Source organism: Lentzea sokolovensis (assembly GCF_033949975.1).
GTDB lineage: Bacteria > Actinomycetota > Actinomycetes > Mycobacteriales > Pseudonocardiaceae > Lentzea > Lentzea sokolovensis.
On the sequence record NZ_JAXAVU010000013.1, the window covers coordinates 228,181 to 244,250 of the forward strand.

Below are 16,070 nucleotides of genomic sequence, written 5' to 3' on the forward strand. Positions count from 1 at the left end.
GCTTTAGGATCACCGGACGTGACGATCGAACTGCCAGGACCAGTCGGGTTCGTGCTCGGAGGAGGCGGAAGCCTCGGTGCCGCGCAGGTCGGCATGCTGCGCGCGTTGCGGGAACACGGCGTCCGGCCGGACCTCGTCGTCGGCACCTCGGTGGGGTCGGTCAACGGCTCGTTGCTCGCCCTCGACCCGGACAAGGCCGCCGAACGGCTGGCCGTGCTGTGGGAGGGCATGACGCGCCAGCGGGTGTTCCCGGGCGGCCCGATCGCGCAGCTGAGGTCGTTGCGCACCAACAAGACCTATCTCTTCCCGAACACCGGTCTCGCGCACGTGCTGACCGAGGGGCTCGGCGGGTGCACGTCGTTCTCCGAGCTGACGCTGCCGTTCGGCGCGGTGTCCGTGGACGGCGTGACCGGTGAGGCCGTGAACATCGTGGAGGGGGAGTTGATCCCCGCGATCCTCGCCAGCGCGGCGATTCCGGGCGTGTACCCGCCGGTGCGCATCGGCGAGCAGGTGCTCTACGACGGTGGCGTGCTCGCGAACGTGCCGATCCGGCAGGCGCTCGCGATGGGCGCGAAGTCGTTGGTGGTGCTGGACTGCGCGTTCCCCGGCCACCTGCCGACCGTGCCGGAGACGCTCGCCGAGACGTTGCTGTTCTGGGCGACGCTGGGGATGCGCAACCAGGCCGTGCTGGAGGTCGAGCTCGCCTCCCAGACCGCCCCGGTGCTGTACCTGCCGGGTCCGCCCGTGCAGGCCGTGACGCCGTTGGACTTCTCGCACACCGCGGAACTGGTCGAGGCCTCCTACCTGGCCTCGACCACGTTCCTCACGACGCTGGAGATCGCCGGCGTGGGCCTGTACGGGCACCCGTCACACGGGTAGCGCCGAGAGCTGGTTCGCGGGGCGCGGCAGGCCGTAGTGCTCGCGCAACGTCCGGCCGGTGTACTCGGTGCGGAACAGGCCGCGCTGCCGCAGGATCGGCAACACCTCCTCCGCGAACCGCTCCAGTCCGGACGGCAGCACGGCGGGCATGATGTTGAACCCGTCCGCGGCGCCCGCCCGGTGCCATTCCTCGATCGTGTCGGCGACCTGGAGCGCGGTGCCGGCGAACGTCTTGTGCCCGCGCCCGCCGCCGAGCCTGCCGATGAGCTGGCGGACGGTCAGCCGTTCGCGCCGGCCCAGTTCCACGATCAGCGTGTACCGCGACTTCGCGCCCTCGATCGCGGCCTCCTCCGGCAGGTCGGCGGGGAGTTCCTCGTCCAGTTCCAGGTGGTCGACCCTGAGCAGGCCCGCGAGCTGCCTGGCCGCGTGCTCCGGGACGATCAGCCGTTCCAGCTCGGCGTCGAGCGCGTGCGCCTCTTCTTCCGTCGAGCCGATCACCGGGACCAGGCCCGGGAGGATCTTGACCTCGTTCGGGTCGCGGCCGAACTCGATCGCCCGGCGCTTCACGTCCCGGTAGAACGCGATCGCGTCGTCGAGCGTCTGCTGCGCGGTGAAGACGGCCTCCGCGTGCCGGGCGGCGAAGTCCCTGCCGTCCTCCGAGCTGCCTGCCTGGACCAGCAGCGGGTAGCCCTGGGGTGAGCGCGGCACGTTGAGCGGGCCGCGGACCTTGAAGTGCGGGCCGACGTGGTCGACGGTGTGGACGCGGTCGTCCCTGGCGTGCACACCGGTGACCTTGTCGGCGATGATCGCGTCGTCGTCCCAGGAGTCCCAGAGCTTCTTCGACACCTCCACGAACTCCGCGGCGCGGTCGTAGCGCGTGAGGTGGGCGGGCTGGGCGTCGAGGCCGAAGTTCCGGGCCGCGTCGTCGCCGGCGGTCGTGACGATGTTCCAGCCCGCGCGGCCGCCGCTCACGTGGTCGAGCGAGCTGAACCGGCGCGCGAGGTTGAACGGCTCGTTGTAGGTGGTGGACGCCGTGGCGATCAGGCCGATTCTCGTTGTCGCGGCGGCGATCGCGGTGAGCAGGATGGTCGGTTCGATCTTGCCGGACGGGCGGCGGCTCGGGTTCCCCCACAGCACGGGGGAGTCGGCGAGGAACACCGAGTCGAACTTCGCCTCTTCCGCGATGCGCGCGATCCGCTGGTGGTAGGCGATGTCGATGTGCGCCAGGGGTTCCGACTCCGGCAGCCGCCAGGACGCCTCGTGGTGGCCGGTGTCGTGGATGAAGAGGTTGAGGTGCAGCGTCATGCGGCGACTCCGATGCCGAGTGCGGACAACAGGTGCGTGCGGTCGGCGTCGTGCGCCGGGAGGTCGAGGCCGATGCGGCCTTCCTGCAGGACGAGCACGCGGTCGGCGAGTTCGACGGCCTCGTCGACGTCGTGGGTGACCAGCAGGACGGCGGGCCGGTGCTTCGCGCACAGTTCGCGCAGCAGGGCGTGCATCTTGATGCGGGTCAAGGCGTCCAGTGCGCCGAACGGTTCGTCGGCCAGCAGCAGGCGGGGTTCGCGGACGAGGCAGCGGGCGAGCGCGACTCTTTGTTGTTCGCCGCCGGACAGTTCCGCGGGCCAGGCGCGTTCGCGGCCCTTGAGCCCGACTTCGTCCAGTGCCGCTTTGCCTCTGCCCGGTTTGACGCCGAGTTCGACGTTGTCGAGGACGCGCAGCCAGGGCAGCAGTCGTGAGTCCTGGAACGCGACGGCGACCTCGTGGGGGACTTCGAGGGTGCCCTCGCCGGTCACGTCGTGGTCGAGTCCGGCGATGGCCTTGAGCAGCGTTGACTTGCCGGAGCCGCTGCGGCCCAGCAACGCCACGAACTCGCCGGGCGCGATCGTGAGGTCGAGGTCGTCGAGCACTTTGCGTTGCTGGAACTGCCTCGTCAGGTTCTTCACCCGGACAGCGTGCGTCGCCATGCCAGGGCCCTCCGTTCGATGATCCGCAGCAGCGCGTCCGACACGAACCCGAACAGGCCGTAGACGACGAGCCCGACCACGATGACGTCGGTCTGGCCGTAGTTCTGCGCCTGGAACATCAGGTAGCCGATGCCGCTGGTCGCGTTGATCTGCTCCAGCACCACGAGCGACAGCCACGACGCCGTGACGGCGAGGCGCAGGCCGAGGAAGAAGCCGGGCAGCGCGCCGGGGAAGACGACCCTGCGCACGTACTGGGTGCGGGTGAGGCCGACGGCTTCCGCGAGTTCGACGTACCGGCTGTCGATGCCGGTCAGTGCCGCGTACGTCTGCAGGTACATGATCGTCGCGATGGTCACGGCGATCACCACGATCTTGAACTCCTCGCCGATGCCGAGCCACAGGATCAGCAGCGGGATCAGGCCCAGCGACGGGATCGCGCGCTTGACCTGGACCGTGCCGTCGATCAGCGCCTCGCCGACGCGGCTGAGGCCGGAGAGGACCGCGAGCACCGTGCCGGCCGTGGCGCCGAAGAAGAACCCGAGGGCTGCCCGCTGGAGCGAGGTGAGGATGCTCTCCGGGAGTTTGCCGCTCCCGGTCAGCTCGATTCCGGTGTGGACGATCGTCCACGGAGCGGACAGGATGCGCGGGTCGAGCGCGCCGCTGGCGGAGGCGATGCTCCAGACGGCGATGACCAGTGCGGGGCCGAGGACTCGTCCGTACGGGATGGGTTTGCCGAGTCCCAGACGCTTGCGGCGCGTGAGGGTGGTGGGCGTGGCGATGGCGGCGGGACGGTCGAGAACGTGGGTCATGTCCGGCTCCGGTACTTGGCGTCGACGGCCTCGGCGGCGACCTTCTCGAACCGCCGGTCGAACAGCTCGGTCACGTCGAACCTGGGCACGAAACCGCCCTCTGCCAGCAGATCCGCGGTCTCCTGCTCCCACTTGACCGCGCGGTCCCAGTTCGTCGGGAAGGTCAGCGGCGGCGTCGACTGCACGATCCGGTCGCCGTCGGCCTTGGAGACGTTCTGGTCCTTCACGTAGTAGGTGTCGACCCACTTGTCCGGGTTCTCGTAGCTCCACACGGTTCCGCGGGCCCAGAACGGGATGAACGCTTTGATCGCGGCGAGTTTCGCGGGGTCGTTGAGCACCTCGACCGGCGCCCACAGGACCGTGAGCAGGTCGACGGACTTCATCTGGATGGCTCGCGCGTCCGGGTACTGGCCGAGGTACTTGGTGAGCTGCGGTTCGGCGAGCACGGCGACGTCGACCTGCCCCGCCTGCACCGCCGTGAGGAACTGGTTGCTGGTCAACGGGATCAGCTCGACGTCGGTCAGCTTGAGCCCGAGTTCTTTCAGGGTTCGCAGCACGACCACGCCCTGCGCCTGGCCCTGGCTGAACGCGATCTTCTTGCCCTTGAAGTCTTCGAGGGACCTGATCGGCGAACCTGGCCTGGTGGCGTAGGTGTAGAGGGGTTTGTCGCGCTCGCCGACCGCCACGATCTTGGTCGCGAGCCGGGTCGCCTGCGCCTGGATCGGCGGGATGCCGGCGTTGGCGCCGAGGTCGACGGACTTGGCGCGGAACGCCTGGATCACGTCCGGACCGGCCTGGATGTTGGGCCAGTCGCTGACCTGGAACGGGAGTTTGCTCAGCTCGCCCGACGCTTCGAGCTGCTTGAGCGTGGTGCGGATGGAGATCGTGAGCCTGGTGTCCGGCGGAGGGGCCGTCGTGGGCAGGTCGCCGAGGACCTGGGTGGTGGTCGCGCTGCCCGCGGAGCACCCCGCGGCACCGAGAGCCGCGAGGCCGAGCAACAGGGAACGGCGGGTCAGCATCAGTCCACCACCACTGCGTGGTCGGCGGTGAACGGACGGCCGGCGAGCAGCGTGGACTCGCGCCCGTCCGGCCCGACCGGGGTGTCGCCGATGAGCGTGACGCGGTGCAGGGTGCGCTGGACGTCGAAGTGCTCCAGGTCGCGCGGCGCGAGGTGGGCGGTGGCGCGGTTGTCCCAGAACGCGACGCTGCCCGGCTCCCAGCGGAACCGCACGGTGTACTCGGGCCTGGTCAGCTCGGCGTACAGCAGGTCCAGGACCGCCTTGCTCTCGCTGGGGGAGACGCCGACGACGTGGCTCGTGAAGCCGGGGTTGACGAACAGTCCCTTCTCACCGGTGACGGGATGCACGCGGACGACCGGGTGCTCGGCGACCAGCAGGTTGTCGTTGACGCGCTTGGCGTACGCGCCGTCCCCGACCTTCACCGAGCCGCCGTAGCGGTGCTCGGCCCGCAGCCCGTCCACAAAGGACTGGATCGGGGCGGAGAGTCCGTTGTACGCGGCGACGAGGTTCGTCCACGTCGTGTCGCCGCCGATCTCCGGCACCACCTCGGCGCGCAGGATCGACGCGGCCGGTGGGTTCACCGCGGCGGTGACGTCGGTGTGCCAGCCGGAGAAGTAGCTGTACTGGCGCTTCTGGTTCTGCTGCTTGAAGTCCTTGCCGTAGCGCTCCTCGTACCGGCGCGGGTCGATCGTGAAGATCTCCGGGAAACCGGTCGGCGGGGCGTCGTCGTGCGGGTGGGCGTAGGTGAGCTCGCCGAACTGGCGGCCGAACGCGATCTGGCTCGCGTGGTCCAGATCCTGGTCTCGGAAGAAAATCACCTTGTGAGCGTGCAGTGCCTTGTGCACCGTTTCCAGCTCGGCCGCGCGAAGCGGTCGAGAAATGTCGATGCCCGAGATTTCTGCCCCGATGTGCCCGGCGATCGGTTTGACCGTGAGGGTCTTTTCCTGAACTGAGGTCATGGGACAAGCCTGCAGTTCAGGGGCTGCCGATGTCTATTTTCCGCTCAGGAAAAATAAGTCGGACCGCCGTAGATCTCACTGAGCACGACACTTCCGGCCGCGACACTGAGAACCTCGCTGCCGAAACTCGTCTGAATGACATCTCCATTACGTTCGCCGATTTCCGATGTCAATTGCTCCCAGCATCCGGGAATGAGGATCGCACCGGTCTCCACCACCACGAGCACGTCCGGGTTGATCACGTCGAGCAGCAGCTGAGCGGCCTGCCCGACGAGCCTCGACCGCCGCCGGAACAACTCGATCGCGCGTGGATCACCCTGCCGGCCGGCCTCGATCAGCAGGTCCAGCGACGGTTCCGCGATGATCCCGGCCCGCGCGCCCCGTTCCGCGAGTGTCCGATTCGACGTCGCGGCCTGCAGACACCCGCGTCGTCCGCAGGGACACAGCGTGTCATCGTGCCGCAGCCGGAGGTGCGCGATCTCGCCCGCCGCACCACCCGGCCCGCTGTGCACGGCGCCGCCGGTGACGATGGCCGCGTCGACCACGTTGCCCACGAACAGATGCACCAAGCTGGTGCGGGCTCTGGGGTCAGCCCCGAAGAGCTGCTCGGCCCGCGCGAGTGCCCTCGAGTGCGACTCGACCTGAACCGCCATGTCGAGCGCTGTGGTCAGAAACTCCTTGGCGCGCACGCCCTTCCAGCCGAGCTGGCTGTGCTCGACGATCGTGCCGCCGTCCACGCGCCCGCCGGTGGCCACCCCGACCCCGATCGGCACGCGGTCGTGCCGGCGCAGGAACGCGGGCACCCGCTCGGCGATCCGCCGCAACGCCCGGTCCGGCGCCGGCCGGTCGTGCGGCTCCCGTTCCTCGGCGAGCACCCGCCCACGCAGGTCGACGAGCGCCAAAGTCGTGTGCCCGTAAGCGATGTGCACCCCGCACACCACGTGCCGGTCCACGTCGATGTCCACCGGCACGTGCGGCCGCCCGATCGTCACGCGCGGAACACGGGTGTCGACCTCGCGCACCAGCCCGCGTTCGGCCAGCTCGGCGTACTGCTTCGTGACGGTCGCGGCACTCAGCCCGGTGAGGCGCGCGATGGTGCTGCGCGCGACGGGTCCGTGGTCCAGCACGGACCTGAGCACGGTGGCGGCGGTGCGGCTCATGCGGTCCCTCCCCTTCTCGCAGGGGCTCGTCTGATCTCCGGTCAGGCGAAGGCGGGCGCCGCACAGATCGCGCTCGCCTGCCGACGGAGGTCGACGTGGCGGCGCGTGCTGAGCACGGATGCCTGGGACATGCCTTCGATGCTGACACCCGGTCCCGTCCTGGCCAAGCACGCCCACGTGGTGAGATGCGCCGAAAGGTCGGCTCATTTGGAGCCTTTATCGATCCTTTTGCGATGTAACACGCTCAGACCTCCGATGACCTCTTGAAGTCAGGGCGCGGAGTGGCGTAGACCTTTGCGCGGAACACCGAGCACGTCTTCCTACCGCCGCGGGGAGCGTCCACCAGGAGGCTGGCTCGTGGGCAAAATGTCGCGTCGTCTCGGCGTGTTGATGACCGCCGTTCTACTCGTCGCAGGTGTGAGCACGCCGGCTCACGCTGAGGTGCTGCATCCCCGGCAGGACTGGCTGCGGGCGTCCACGTCCGGCCTGTTCCTGCACTGGGGGATGCGGACGAGTCCGGGCTACACCAGTTGCGGCGCTTGGGAAGCCGCCGTCACGGGTGGTGGGTGGAGTGCGAAGTACTGGGTCGACGAGGCGAAGAAGCTGCACGCGCAGTACCTGGTGCTGGCGTCGTTCCACTCGCGGCTGGGCTACGCGCGGGCGTGGCCGTCGGCGGTTCCTGGCAGTTGCTCGACCAAGCGCGACTTCCTCGGCGAGCTGATCGACGCGGCGGCCGCGGAGGGCGTGAAGGTCATCAACTACATGACCGACGACCCGCAGTGGCACGACGAGGGTGGGCACGAGTGGCTCGACTCGGCCGCGTACTCGAAGTACAAGGGCAAGACGGTGAACCTGCAGGAGCGGCCGGGGTTCGGGCAGTTCAGCTACGACAACTTCGTCGAGGTCATGGCGCGCTACCCGAAGCTCGCCGGGTTCTGGATCGACAACGACAACGCGTACTGGGAGCAGAACGGCCTGTACGAACGGATCCGGCGTGATCGGCCGGACATGGTCCTCAGCAACAACAACGAGGACACCGCGATCATGGACACGATCAGCAACGAGCAGAAGACCGGCATGACGCCGAACTACGACTACCCGCAGGCGGTCTACACGGCGGCGCCACGGCTGATCGAGGCGTGCTTCAAGCTGCCGAGCAGCGGAGCGTGGTGGTACTCCGGCTCGAACTCGACGGTCGACTACAAGCTGACCCTGGGACGCCTGATCACCAACGCGGGCAGTGACGTCAAGGCGTTGATGGCGGAGACCGCGATGGTCAACGGCAGGTTCCCCTCCAACCAGGCCGCGTTCAACAACTTCACGAGCACCTACCTCGGCGACATCTGGGAGTCGATCGGCGGCACGTACGGCGGCGGGTATCTCAACGGCGGGCTCAAACCGGGGTTCTGGAACGACGGCGCGCACGGCGTCACGACCGTCTCCAAGACCAACCCGCAGAACCACTACGTCCACGTGCTCACCAAGCCGTCCGGCAGCACGTTGAAGGTGCGCGACAACGGGTACGAGGTCAGCCGCGTCACGAACCTGCGCACGGGCGCTGCGGTGAACTGGTCGCAGGCCGGCGGCACGATCACGCTCAGCGGCATCTCGAACTGGGACCAGTACGACACGGTGTTCAAGGTCGAGACCGGCGAGCGCGAGGGGATCATCCCGGCCTCGTCGTACACGATGAGCGCGTCGGCCGCGGGGTCCGGCCACCCGGCCTCGCACGCGGCCGACGGCAACTACCAGACCTATTGGGACGCAACGGGTGCGGGCACAGTGTCGTTGCGCTTCGATCTGGGCTCGGCGAAGAAGGTCGCATACGTCGCGCTCAACCAGCGCGAGGACTCGACGACCTACCCCTCGTCGAACTCCGCACGCGTCAAGAACTACAACGTCTACACGTCCAGTGACGGTTCCAAGTGGACGAAAGTCAAGTCCGGATCGCTGGCCAACCATCGCGGGGTGCAGTTCATCGACCTGCCCGCGAACACGACCGCGCGGCACGTCCGGGTGGAGAAGACGTCCACGCAGGGCAAGGCGCAGCTGCGGGTCGACGAGGCGTGGCTCGGTTCGGCGTACGCCGGGCTCTAGCAGGTCAAGGTGAGTTCCACGTTGTGCTCGGCGATCTCCCGCATCGCGTCCCGGTGCGGGAAGTCGCCGTCCAGCAGGCGAAGCGGGCCCTCCACGAGGGACAGGTGCTGTGCCAGCCGGTAGAACGACATCCGTGCCGGGTCGAGTCCGGCGGCCGGCCGGTAGTGCGGGCCGAAGCGCATCTCCAGGAACACGTGCTCCCACTCGACGTCGAAGAACATCACGCCCTCGATGTCGATCAGCACCGGCCGCCCGTCCGCCACGAGCACGTGGTCGGGGCCCAGCTCGCCGTGGATCAGCCCGTAGGCCGTGCGCGGCTCGATCACCGAATGCCGTTGCCGCAGCTGGGTTTCCAGGCGGTCGCGCTCGGCCGCGATCCGCGGCACCCGTTCGCAGCAGGCTTCCAGATGCCCGAGGGCCCGCTCCAGCACCACGTCCGCCACCGGTGGCGCGTCCAAGGGTTGCAGCGCGCTCGGACGGCCGTAGCGCGGGCTCGTGCGCTGATGCATGGCCGCGAGGTCGTCCCACAGTCGTTCGAGCACCTCGGTGTCGTGGTCGAGCAGCTTCTCCAGGAACTCGGCGCCGAGGTCCTCGACCACGATCACGTCGCGGTCGACCAGCACCAGCCTCGGCACGCACACCCCGGCCTCGGCCAGCGCGGTGTGGGCGGTGAGGAACAGGTCGCGGCCGCTCGCGTTGCCGAACAACGGATCGTGCTCGTGCGTGGGCCAGTAGTCCTCGGTCGCGCGCCACACGTAGGCGACGCCCGTCGTGCCGTCGTCGAGTGTCAGGCGGTAGACGCCCTTCTTGGTGCCGCCGTGCAGGCGGACCACGTCGCTCAGTTCACGGCCGTACGCCGCCTGCGCGATGTCCGCGAGGTCGGCCACCCCCAGATGTGCCACGCTGCGGAACGTTAGTGGCGGGCACGTGAAACTGGTGCCAACACTTCTGTCGCGAGCGGACACGAACAGACATGACGACCGAAGACGACCGAGCGTTGTGGTCGCAGGCCGCTGGGGGCAGTGCGCACGCCTTCGGAGTGCTGTTCGACCGGCACGCGAAGGCGGTCTACAACCACTGCTTCCGGCTGACCGCCTCCTGGGCGGAGGCGGAGGACCACCTGCAGGCCACGTTCCTGCTGGCCTGGCGCAAGCGCGACGACGTGCGGCTGGAGCGCGAGTCGGCACTGCCGTGGCTGCTCACGGTCGCGACGAACGTCGTGCGCAACGAGCAGCGCTCCCTCACCCGACGGCTGAAGAACCTGCGGCGCGTCGGCGAGGAACGGCCGGTGCCCGACCACGCGGACCGGGTCGCGGAGCGCCTCGACGACCAGCGGCAGATGAAGGACCTGCTCGACGCCGTGGCGGGGCTGCCGCGCAACGAACGTGAGGCGCTCGCGCTGTGCGTGTGGTCGGGGGTGTCGTACGCGGACGCGGCGGCGGTGCTCGGCATCACCGAGGGCAGCGTGCGGGCGCGGGTCAGCAAGGCGAAGTCGAAGCTCCAGCAGCACCGGGAGCTCGTGCACACCGGGGAGGACCGATGACCAGCATGCTTCCGCCCACCCGCGACCTGCCGCCCGGTCGCCAGGCGCGCATCCGCGCCGAGGTCGAACGCGCGGCCACCCGGCGCGGGTCCCGGCGGCTCGCCGTCCCGATCCTCGCCGCCGCGGCTGCCGTCGCCGTCGTCACCGCCGGAATCGTGGTGCTCAGGCCCACCCCGAGCTTGCCGGTGCCGGCAGTCCAGATCACCACGTCACCGGCGACACCGTCCGCCGGCTTCGGGGTGCCGCAGGAGGCGGTCGAGGCGATCGAGACGGGCTGCACGAAGGCCGCGGGCATGCAGGGCAGGGCGAAGCTGCACCAGCTGCTGGACGAGCAGACGCGATGGGCCTTGCTCTACACGGACAAGGAGGTGCTGCTCTGCTCGATCGGCTCCGGCGGCAAGGACTACCGGGCGGGCTTCGGGAAGCGTGCCGTCGCGCTGCTGCCGGGGCACTTCTCCGTCGAAGGCGGCGGCGCGACCGCCGGAGGCATGCACCTCGGCCCGGCGTACGCCGGGACACCCGGCTACCGCGAGGCGGTCGGCCGGATCGACTCGAAGGTCGCCCGCGTGACGGTCACCGCCGACGGCAACACGGTCGACGCCAAGATCGCCAACGGCACGTACGCCCTCCGCATGTACTACTCGCAGTCCTGGGTCATCCCCCAGGGCGTCCCCGACCCCGTCGTGCGTGCCTACGACGCCGGGGGCACCCTGCTCGGCACCAGTTCCGACCTGCTGAAGGAGTGCTTCTTCGACCCCGCCACCGGTGAGGTCGTCTACGGCGACAAGCGCAAGACCCGGGACCAGTGCCGGCCCGCGTCGCCGTGGAAGTGACCCAGGCGGCTACCGATCAGTACGGTCAAGCGACATACTGGTTGGTATGACGACTGTGGCGAACTTCGGCGGCACCAGCCACCACGCGGACCTCGGCGGGCCCGTGCACTGGGTCGACTTCGGCGGACCGGCGGACGGGCCCCGCATCGTCCTCGTGCACGGCCTCGGCGGCTCGCACCTCAACTGGGTGCTGCTGGCGCCGTTGCTCGCGAAGAAGGCCCGCGTCACGGCCGTCGACCTCGCCGGGCACGGCCTGACCAACCCGGAGGGCCGGCAGACCACGGTTCAGGCCAACACGAGGCTGCTGGGCCGGTTCCTGCGCGAGGTCGTGGGGGAGCCGGTGATCCTGGTCGGCAACTCGATGGGCGGGCTGATCTCGCTCTTCCAGGCCGCCTACGACGCCGAACTGGTCAGGGGCCTCGTGCTGGTCGACCCCGCGCTGCCGATGGTGCTCGGGACGCGGCCGGACCCGACGATGCTCGGCACGTTCTTCATGTACTCCGTGCCGGGCCTCGGCGAACGGTTCCTGGCCAGGTCGAAGACCGTCCCGGCCCGTCGTCAGGTCGAACGCCTGCTGGAGATGGTCTGCGCGGACCCGTCGGGCATCCCCGAAGAGCTCAAGCAGGCCAGCGAGCACCTGATCGGCGAGCGCGCCAAGGTCGAGGGACTGGACAAGGCGTTCATCGAGGCCGCGCGCAGCGTCGTGTTCACGATCTCCAAGCGCGGCGCCTACCACGCGGCGATGTCCAAGGTCCGCGTGCCGGTGTTCCTCATGAGCGGCGATCGCGACCGGCTCGTCAACGTCGCCTCCGCCCGGTTCGTGGCCCGGAAATACCCGCACTGGCGCTACGACGAGTACGCGAACGTCGGTCACGTGCCCCAGATGGAGATCCCCGGGGTCGTGTCCGAGCGGGTCCTGGACTGGATGGACGCCAACCGCCTGAGCACGTCCGCGAGCTGACCCAGGGTGAGCCGCTCCCGCAGCACGGGGGCGGCTCCGGTCAGCACGAAGTGGTCGTCGAACTGCTCGACGCCTGTCAGCTGGATGCCGCGCGGCAGTTCCGGCACCGCGAAGACGCGTGCGGGCAGCCACTTGTGCAGCCGCACGTGCAGTTCCGAGCCGACCAACTGGACGGTCAACGGGAACCAACTGACCGGTTGTAACTCCGGAATGTCCGCGAAGTCCACTTCGACCCGGAACTCGACGGGCGACGACACCAGGACCGCGGGCGGGTTCACGTGCACGTCCCGGCACACGACGGTCGCGCGGCGAGCACGCCAGCGCGACCACCGCACGTCCTCCAGCTCGATGCGGACGTCGTCGACCTGACCGAGCGCCAGTCCGAGGGCGCCCAGCCGTGCGTCGAGTCCTACTACGGTCAGGTTCAGGTCGTGTTCGCCCGCCTGAACCGTCAGATCGTGTCTCAGGCCGTCGTCTCCGGCTTCGCACCGTTGGTGGAGGACTTGGTCGTCGCCCGCGGGGCACGAGGCTTGGGAGCGGGCTTCTTCGCCGCCGGCTTGGCGGGGGCGGGCTTGGCGACGGCAGGCTTGGCGGCCGGCGCGGCGTCGACGATCTTCTGGGCGGTCTCCGCCCTCTCCGCCGCCTCGGCGGCCAGCGCGACCATCTCGTCGAAACCGGCGCGGATGCCGTCCGCGAGCAGCTGGACGTCCGGCACACCGTCGAAGTCGGCGTTGATGCCGAAGGTGAACCTGTCGAGGTAGGAGAAGATGCCGACGGTGATCCGGATCGTGGAGGCGATCGGCACGTACGGGAACATCTCCACCAGCGGCCGGCCGAGCATGTAGAGCGGGATGCGCGGGCCGGGGACGTTCGTGGTGACGGTCTGCAGGATCTGCTGCGGGAACCGCATCGCGGTCCGCGACCCCAGCGCCATCAGCGTCGGCGCGGCGAAGTTCGACAGGTTCGTGATGACGTCGGCGCCCGCGGCCTGGCGCGAGCTCTTCAGATCGTCCATCTGCGCGCGGATCGACGCGAGGCGCTTCACCGGGTCCGCCTCGCCCACGGGCAGGTTCACCAGCACGGCGCTGACGCGGTTGTTCAGCTCGTTGTGCTGGTCGGACTTCCGCATCGACACGGGAACCATGGTCCGCACGACCATGCCCTCGGTCAGCTCGCCGCGCTTCTCCAGCAGATCCCGGAAACCACGCGTGATCGCCGTGAGGATGACGTCGTTGACGGTGCCACCCGCGGCAGTGCGAATCTGTTTGATCTCAGCCAGATTCGCCCGCGCCCACACCCAGCGGCGGTGCGGTCCGATCGGACCGTTCAAAGAGGTCGCCGCGCGCGTCACCAAACGCTTCGCCGTACCGGGAAGAGAACCGAGAACGGTCTTGCCGAAGTCCATGATCTCGCTGAGCGATCGCACGTTCCGCGCCACGGCGGGCAACGCGGACAGGTGCTGCACCGGCGTCACCACGGCGTCGCGGACACCGTCGATGACCAGATCGAGCGTGGACGGCTGCGGCTGCGGCTTCCACTCCTTCGGCTCCGGAAGGACGCTTTCCTTCTTGAAGTCGAGGATGAGCTGCAGCATGTCCGAACCGGACACTCCGTCGATCATGCAGTGGTGGACCTTGGAGATGATCGCCCAGCGGCCGCCTTCGAGGCCCTCGACCAGCCAGGCCTCCCACAACGGCTTCTTGTCGTCGAGCTTCTGCGCGAAGAGCCGGCCGGCGAGGTTGCGCAGCTGGTCCTCCCCGCCCGGCGACGGCACCGCGGTGTGGCGCACGTGGTAGAGGATGTTGAAGTGGTCGTCGTCGACCCAGACCGGACGACCGACGTGGAACGGCAGCGCCTTCACCTTCTGCCGGTAGCGGGGCACCTGGTCCATGCGCGCCAGGAAGAGGCGGATCACGTCGCCGTAGGACGGGGCCGGCCCGTCGAAAACCAGGACGGAACCGACGTGCATGGGCACGTTCTCGTCCTCGATGAAGTAGAAACTGGCGTCCAGAGAGCTCATCCGATCCACTTGAAAAAGAGTAGAGGACCGGAGCGTCTCAATCGACGTCCATGCAGGTGAGAGGCAGTGCACACCTGTGAAGTTGCCGACGTGTTACCTGGACGTGGCAAATCGAGACTCGAAAGTACTGGCGAAAAGATCGTTCACGAAACATCATGGACTCACTGGGCAACGCTGCCCAGGGCGCCGGCTCGGGGTTGTCGACGTGTGGGGAGGCTCCTATGTCTGCCGTACCTTCGGACGAAGTCTTCGAAGTGCCTGCTGTTTCGCCCCTCCACCTCGTCAGAGGCAGTGCGCCCGGCCTGTTCTGGTACCTCACCGAGCCCACCCGCTGCGCGCTCGACGTCAGCGAGTTCGTGGCCACGCGCTCGATGTTGCGCGGCGCGCCGTCCGGTGACGGCCACCCGGTCCTGGTCTTTCCCGGCCTCGGTGCCGCCGACTCGTCCACGGTGATGCTGCGCCGTTTCCTGTCCGGTTTGGGCTATCAGGTGAATCCGTGGGGCCTGGGCCGCAACATCGGGCCGACGCGCAAGGCCGTGGACGGCATGCACGCCTTGGTGAAGAAGGTTTCGGACGCCCACGGCGGCCCCATCTCCATCGTCGGCTGGTCGCTGGGCGGGATCTTCGCGCGCGAGATGGCGCGCGACCACCCGCACCGCGTCCGCCAGGTGATCACCATGGGTTCGCCGTACAACATGAGCGATCCCGTGCAGTCACGGGCAATGCCCGCGTTCGCGTTGTTCTCCCGGCTGCACATCCCGAAGGACGAGTTCCCGCCGCTGGAGTCGACGCGGCCGCCGATCCCGGTGCCCGCCACGTCGATCTACTCCAAGACCGACGGCATCGTCTCGTGGGAGTCGTGCGTCGAGGAACCGGGACAGCGCAAGGAGAACGTCCAGGTGTCGTCCTCACACCTGGGATATGGCTTCAACTCCAGCGTTCTGTGGGTCGTCGCTGACCGGCTTGCACAGGCGGAGGGCACGTGGGCGCCCTTCGCCGCGCCGCCCGGGATGGCCCGCCTGTACCCGCGCGCGGCCTAGCAGGGCCGTTCGTCCGAGTAGACGACCAGCGTCTGGTCGGGTCGCTCGGCGAGGTGGAAGGCCGTGTAGGCGTAGTCGAGCGGCCCGAGTCCGGGATGCCGCAAGCGTTTCCGGCCGCCGTGCCGGGGCTGCACGTCGTAGTGGGGCCACCAGGAGCGCACCTCCTGGCTGGCCTCGTGCAGGTCGTCGATCAGCCGGGTGAACCGCTCGTCGGAGGGGTGCTGGCCGGCGAGCGCGCGCAGCCGGGCGAGCAGGCCGCGGGCCTCCAGTTCCCAGTCGATCAGGACGTGCCGCGACTCCGGATCGGTGAACACCCAGCGCGCGAAGCTCGGTTTCTCCTTGCGCAGGCCGGGAAAGAGCTCGGCCGCCGCCTCGTTGTGGCTGAGCACGTCGTAGGTGGCGCCGATGATGAACGCCGGGTGCGGGTCCAGAAACCCCGGTACGGCAGCCACTTCGGCGGCCAACGGTTCTGCTTCCAGGGTGTGCGGCCTGGTGTGGCCCGCGAGCCGGAGCAGATGGTCCTTTTCGGACGGATCGAGCCCGAGGGCGGAGGCGAGCGCGCCGAGCACCTGGTCGGACGCCTGCACGTCGCGGCCCTGTTCCAGGTACGTGTACCAGGTGGCGCTGATCCCGGCGAGCACCGCGAGTTCCTCCCGGCGCAGGCCGGGGGTCCGGCGCCGGCCCGTGCGCGGCAGGCCCGCCTCGGCCGGGGTGAGCCGCTCCCGCCGGCTGCGCAGGAACGCGCCCAGTTCGTGCCGCTGATCGGCCGTTCTCCGCATGCTGGCA

The 16,070-nt window shown here is 69.0% G+C and carries 17 protein-coding genes; 6 read left to right on the top strand and 11 right to left on the bottom strand.

The features are described 5' to 3' along the window. Nucleotides 1–18: 18 nt before the first annotated feature. Complete coding sequence (locus SK854_RS32310) at nucleotides 19–879, top strand: patatin-like phospholipase family protein (protein ID WP_319978911.1); 861 nt, start codon at nucleotides 19–21, stop codon at nucleotides 877–879. On the opposite strand, the gene SK854_RS32315 is transcribed toward SK854_RS32310, so the two are convergent. Genes SK854_RS32315 through SK854_RS32345 form a run of 7 tightly spaced genes read right to left on the bottom strand, consistent with a single transcriptional unit; the run spans nucleotide 868 to nucleotide 6,921 of the window. Next, nucleotides 868–2,184: an LLM class flavin-dependent oxidoreductase gene (locus SK854_RS32315; RefSeq protein WP_319978912.1), complete on the bottom strand. Its 1,317-nt coding sequence runs from the start codon at nucleotides 2,182–2,184 to the stop codon at nucleotides 868–870. The two genes, SK854_RS32310 and SK854_RS32315, sit on opposite strands and share 12 nt — an antisense overlap. Beyond that, nucleotides 2,181–2,843, bottom strand: coding sequence for an ABC transporter ATP-binding protein (locus SK854_RS32320; protein ID WP_319978913.1), 663 nt, complete (start codon nucleotides 2,841–2,843; stop codon nucleotides 2,181–2,183). The genes SK854_RS32315 and SK854_RS32320 overlap by 4 nt, the downstream gene beginning before the upstream one ends. Beyond that, entirely contained in the window at nucleotides 2,819–3,652 is an 834-nt protein-coding gene (locus tag SK854_RS32325) for an ABC transporter permease (protein WP_319978914.1), read from the bottom strand. The genes SK854_RS32320 and SK854_RS32325 overlap by 25 nt, the downstream gene beginning before the upstream one ends. Further along, nucleotides 3,649–4,671, bottom strand: a complete 1,023-nt coding sequence (locus SK854_RS32330) for an ABC transporter substrate-binding protein (protein WP_319978915.1) — start codon at nucleotides 4,669–4,671, stop codon at nucleotides 3,649–3,651. The genes SK854_RS32325 and SK854_RS32330 overlap by 4 nt, the downstream gene beginning before the upstream one ends. Next, a complete protein-coding gene (locus SK854_RS32335) occupies nucleotides 4,671–5,630 on the bottom strand; it encodes a TauD/TfdA dioxygenase family protein (protein WP_319978916.1) in 960 nt (319 codons plus the stop codon). Before SK854_RS32335 ends, SK854_RS32330 begins: the two co-directional genes overlap by 1 nt. Nucleotides 5,631–5,674: 44 nt before the next feature. After that, nucleotides 5,675–6,790, bottom strand: coding sequence for an ROK family transcriptional regulator (locus tag SK854_RS32340; protein WP_319978917.1), 1,116 nt, complete (start codon nucleotides 6,788–6,790; stop codon nucleotides 5,675–5,677). A 41-nt stretch (nucleotides 6,791–6,831) separates the two neighbouring features. Further along, nucleotides 6,832–6,921: a putative leader peptide gene (locus tag SK854_RS32345; RefSeq protein ID WP_319978918.1), complete on the bottom strand. Its 90-nt coding sequence runs from the start codon at nucleotides 6,919–6,921 to the stop codon at nucleotides 6,832–6,834. A gap of 235 nt (nucleotides 6,922–7,156) precedes the next feature. On the opposite strand from SK854_RS32345, the gene SK854_RS32350 reads away from it, so the two are divergent. Beyond that, nucleotides 7,157–8,887 (top strand): discoidin domain-containing protein, encoded by a 1,731-nt coding sequence (locus tag SK854_RS32350; protein WP_319979253.1) that lies wholly within the window; start codon nucleotides 7,157–7,159, stop codon nucleotides 8,885–8,887. Here the strand turns inward: SK854_RS32350 and SK854_RS32355 are convergent. Then, nucleotides 8,884–9,789, bottom strand: coding sequence for a phosphotransferase (locus SK854_RS32355; RefSeq protein WP_319978919.1), 906 nt, complete (start codon nucleotides 9,787–9,789; stop codon nucleotides 8,884–8,886). The genes SK854_RS32350 and SK854_RS32355 overlap by 4 nt on opposite strands. 71 nt (nucleotides 9,790–9,860) lie before the next feature. On the opposite strand from SK854_RS32355, the gene SK854_RS32360 reads away from it, so the two are divergent. The 3 genes from SK854_RS32360 to SK854_RS32370 are packed head-to-tail and all read left to right on the top strand — an operon-like array spanning nucleotide 9,861 to nucleotide 12,224. Next, nucleotides 9,861–10,430 (top strand): RNA polymerase sigma factor, encoded by a 570-nt coding sequence (locus SK854_RS32360; protein ID WP_319978920.1) that lies wholly within the window; start codon nucleotides 9,861–9,863, stop codon nucleotides 10,428–10,430. Continuing rightward, complete coding sequence (locus SK854_RS32365) at nucleotides 10,427–11,263, top strand: hypothetical protein (RefSeq protein ID WP_319978921.1); 837 nt, start codon at nucleotides 10,427–10,429, stop codon at nucleotides 11,261–11,263. Before SK854_RS32360 ends, SK854_RS32365 begins: the two co-directional genes overlap by 4 nt. Before the next feature lie 46 nt (nucleotides 11,264–11,309). Further along, the gene (locus tag SK854_RS32370; protein WP_319978922.1) at nucleotides 11,310–12,224 is read left to right on the top strand and encodes an alpha/beta fold hydrolase; all 915 of its coding nucleotides are present in this window, start codon (nucleotides 11,310–11,312) and stop codon (nucleotides 12,222–12,224) included. Here the strand turns inward: SK854_RS32370 and SK854_RS32375 are convergent. Continuing rightward, nucleotides 12,134–12,559 (bottom strand): hypothetical protein, encoded by a 426-nt coding sequence (locus SK854_RS32375; RefSeq protein ID WP_319978923.1) that lies wholly within the window; start codon nucleotides 12,557–12,559, stop codon nucleotides 12,134–12,136. The two genes, SK854_RS32370 and SK854_RS32375, sit on opposite strands and share 91 nt — an antisense overlap. A gap of 128 nt (nucleotides 12,560–12,687) precedes the next feature. Then, the gene (locus SK854_RS32380) at nucleotides 12,688–14,244 is read right to left on the bottom strand and encodes a WS/DGAT/MGAT family O-acyltransferase (RefSeq protein WP_319978924.1); all 1,557 of its coding nucleotides are present in this window, start codon (nucleotides 14,242–14,244) and stop codon (nucleotides 12,688–12,690) included. 221 nt (nucleotides 14,245–14,465) lie between these two features. On the opposite strand from SK854_RS32380, the gene SK854_RS32385 reads away from it, so the two are divergent. After that, on the top strand, nucleotides 14,466–15,284 hold the full coding sequence (locus SK854_RS32385; RefSeq protein WP_319978925.1) for an esterase/lipase family protein: 819 nt from the start codon (nucleotides 14,466–14,468) through the stop codon (nucleotides 15,282–15,284). Here the strand turns inward: SK854_RS32385 and SK854_RS32390 are convergent. Then, a complete protein-coding gene (locus tag SK854_RS32390) occupies nucleotides 15,281–16,063 on the bottom strand; it encodes a helix-turn-helix transcriptional regulator (RefSeq protein ID WP_319978926.1) in 783 nt (260 codons plus the stop codon). The genes SK854_RS32385 and SK854_RS32390 overlap by 4 nt on opposite strands. Between the last annotated feature and the right edge of the window lie 7 nt (nucleotides 16,064–16,070).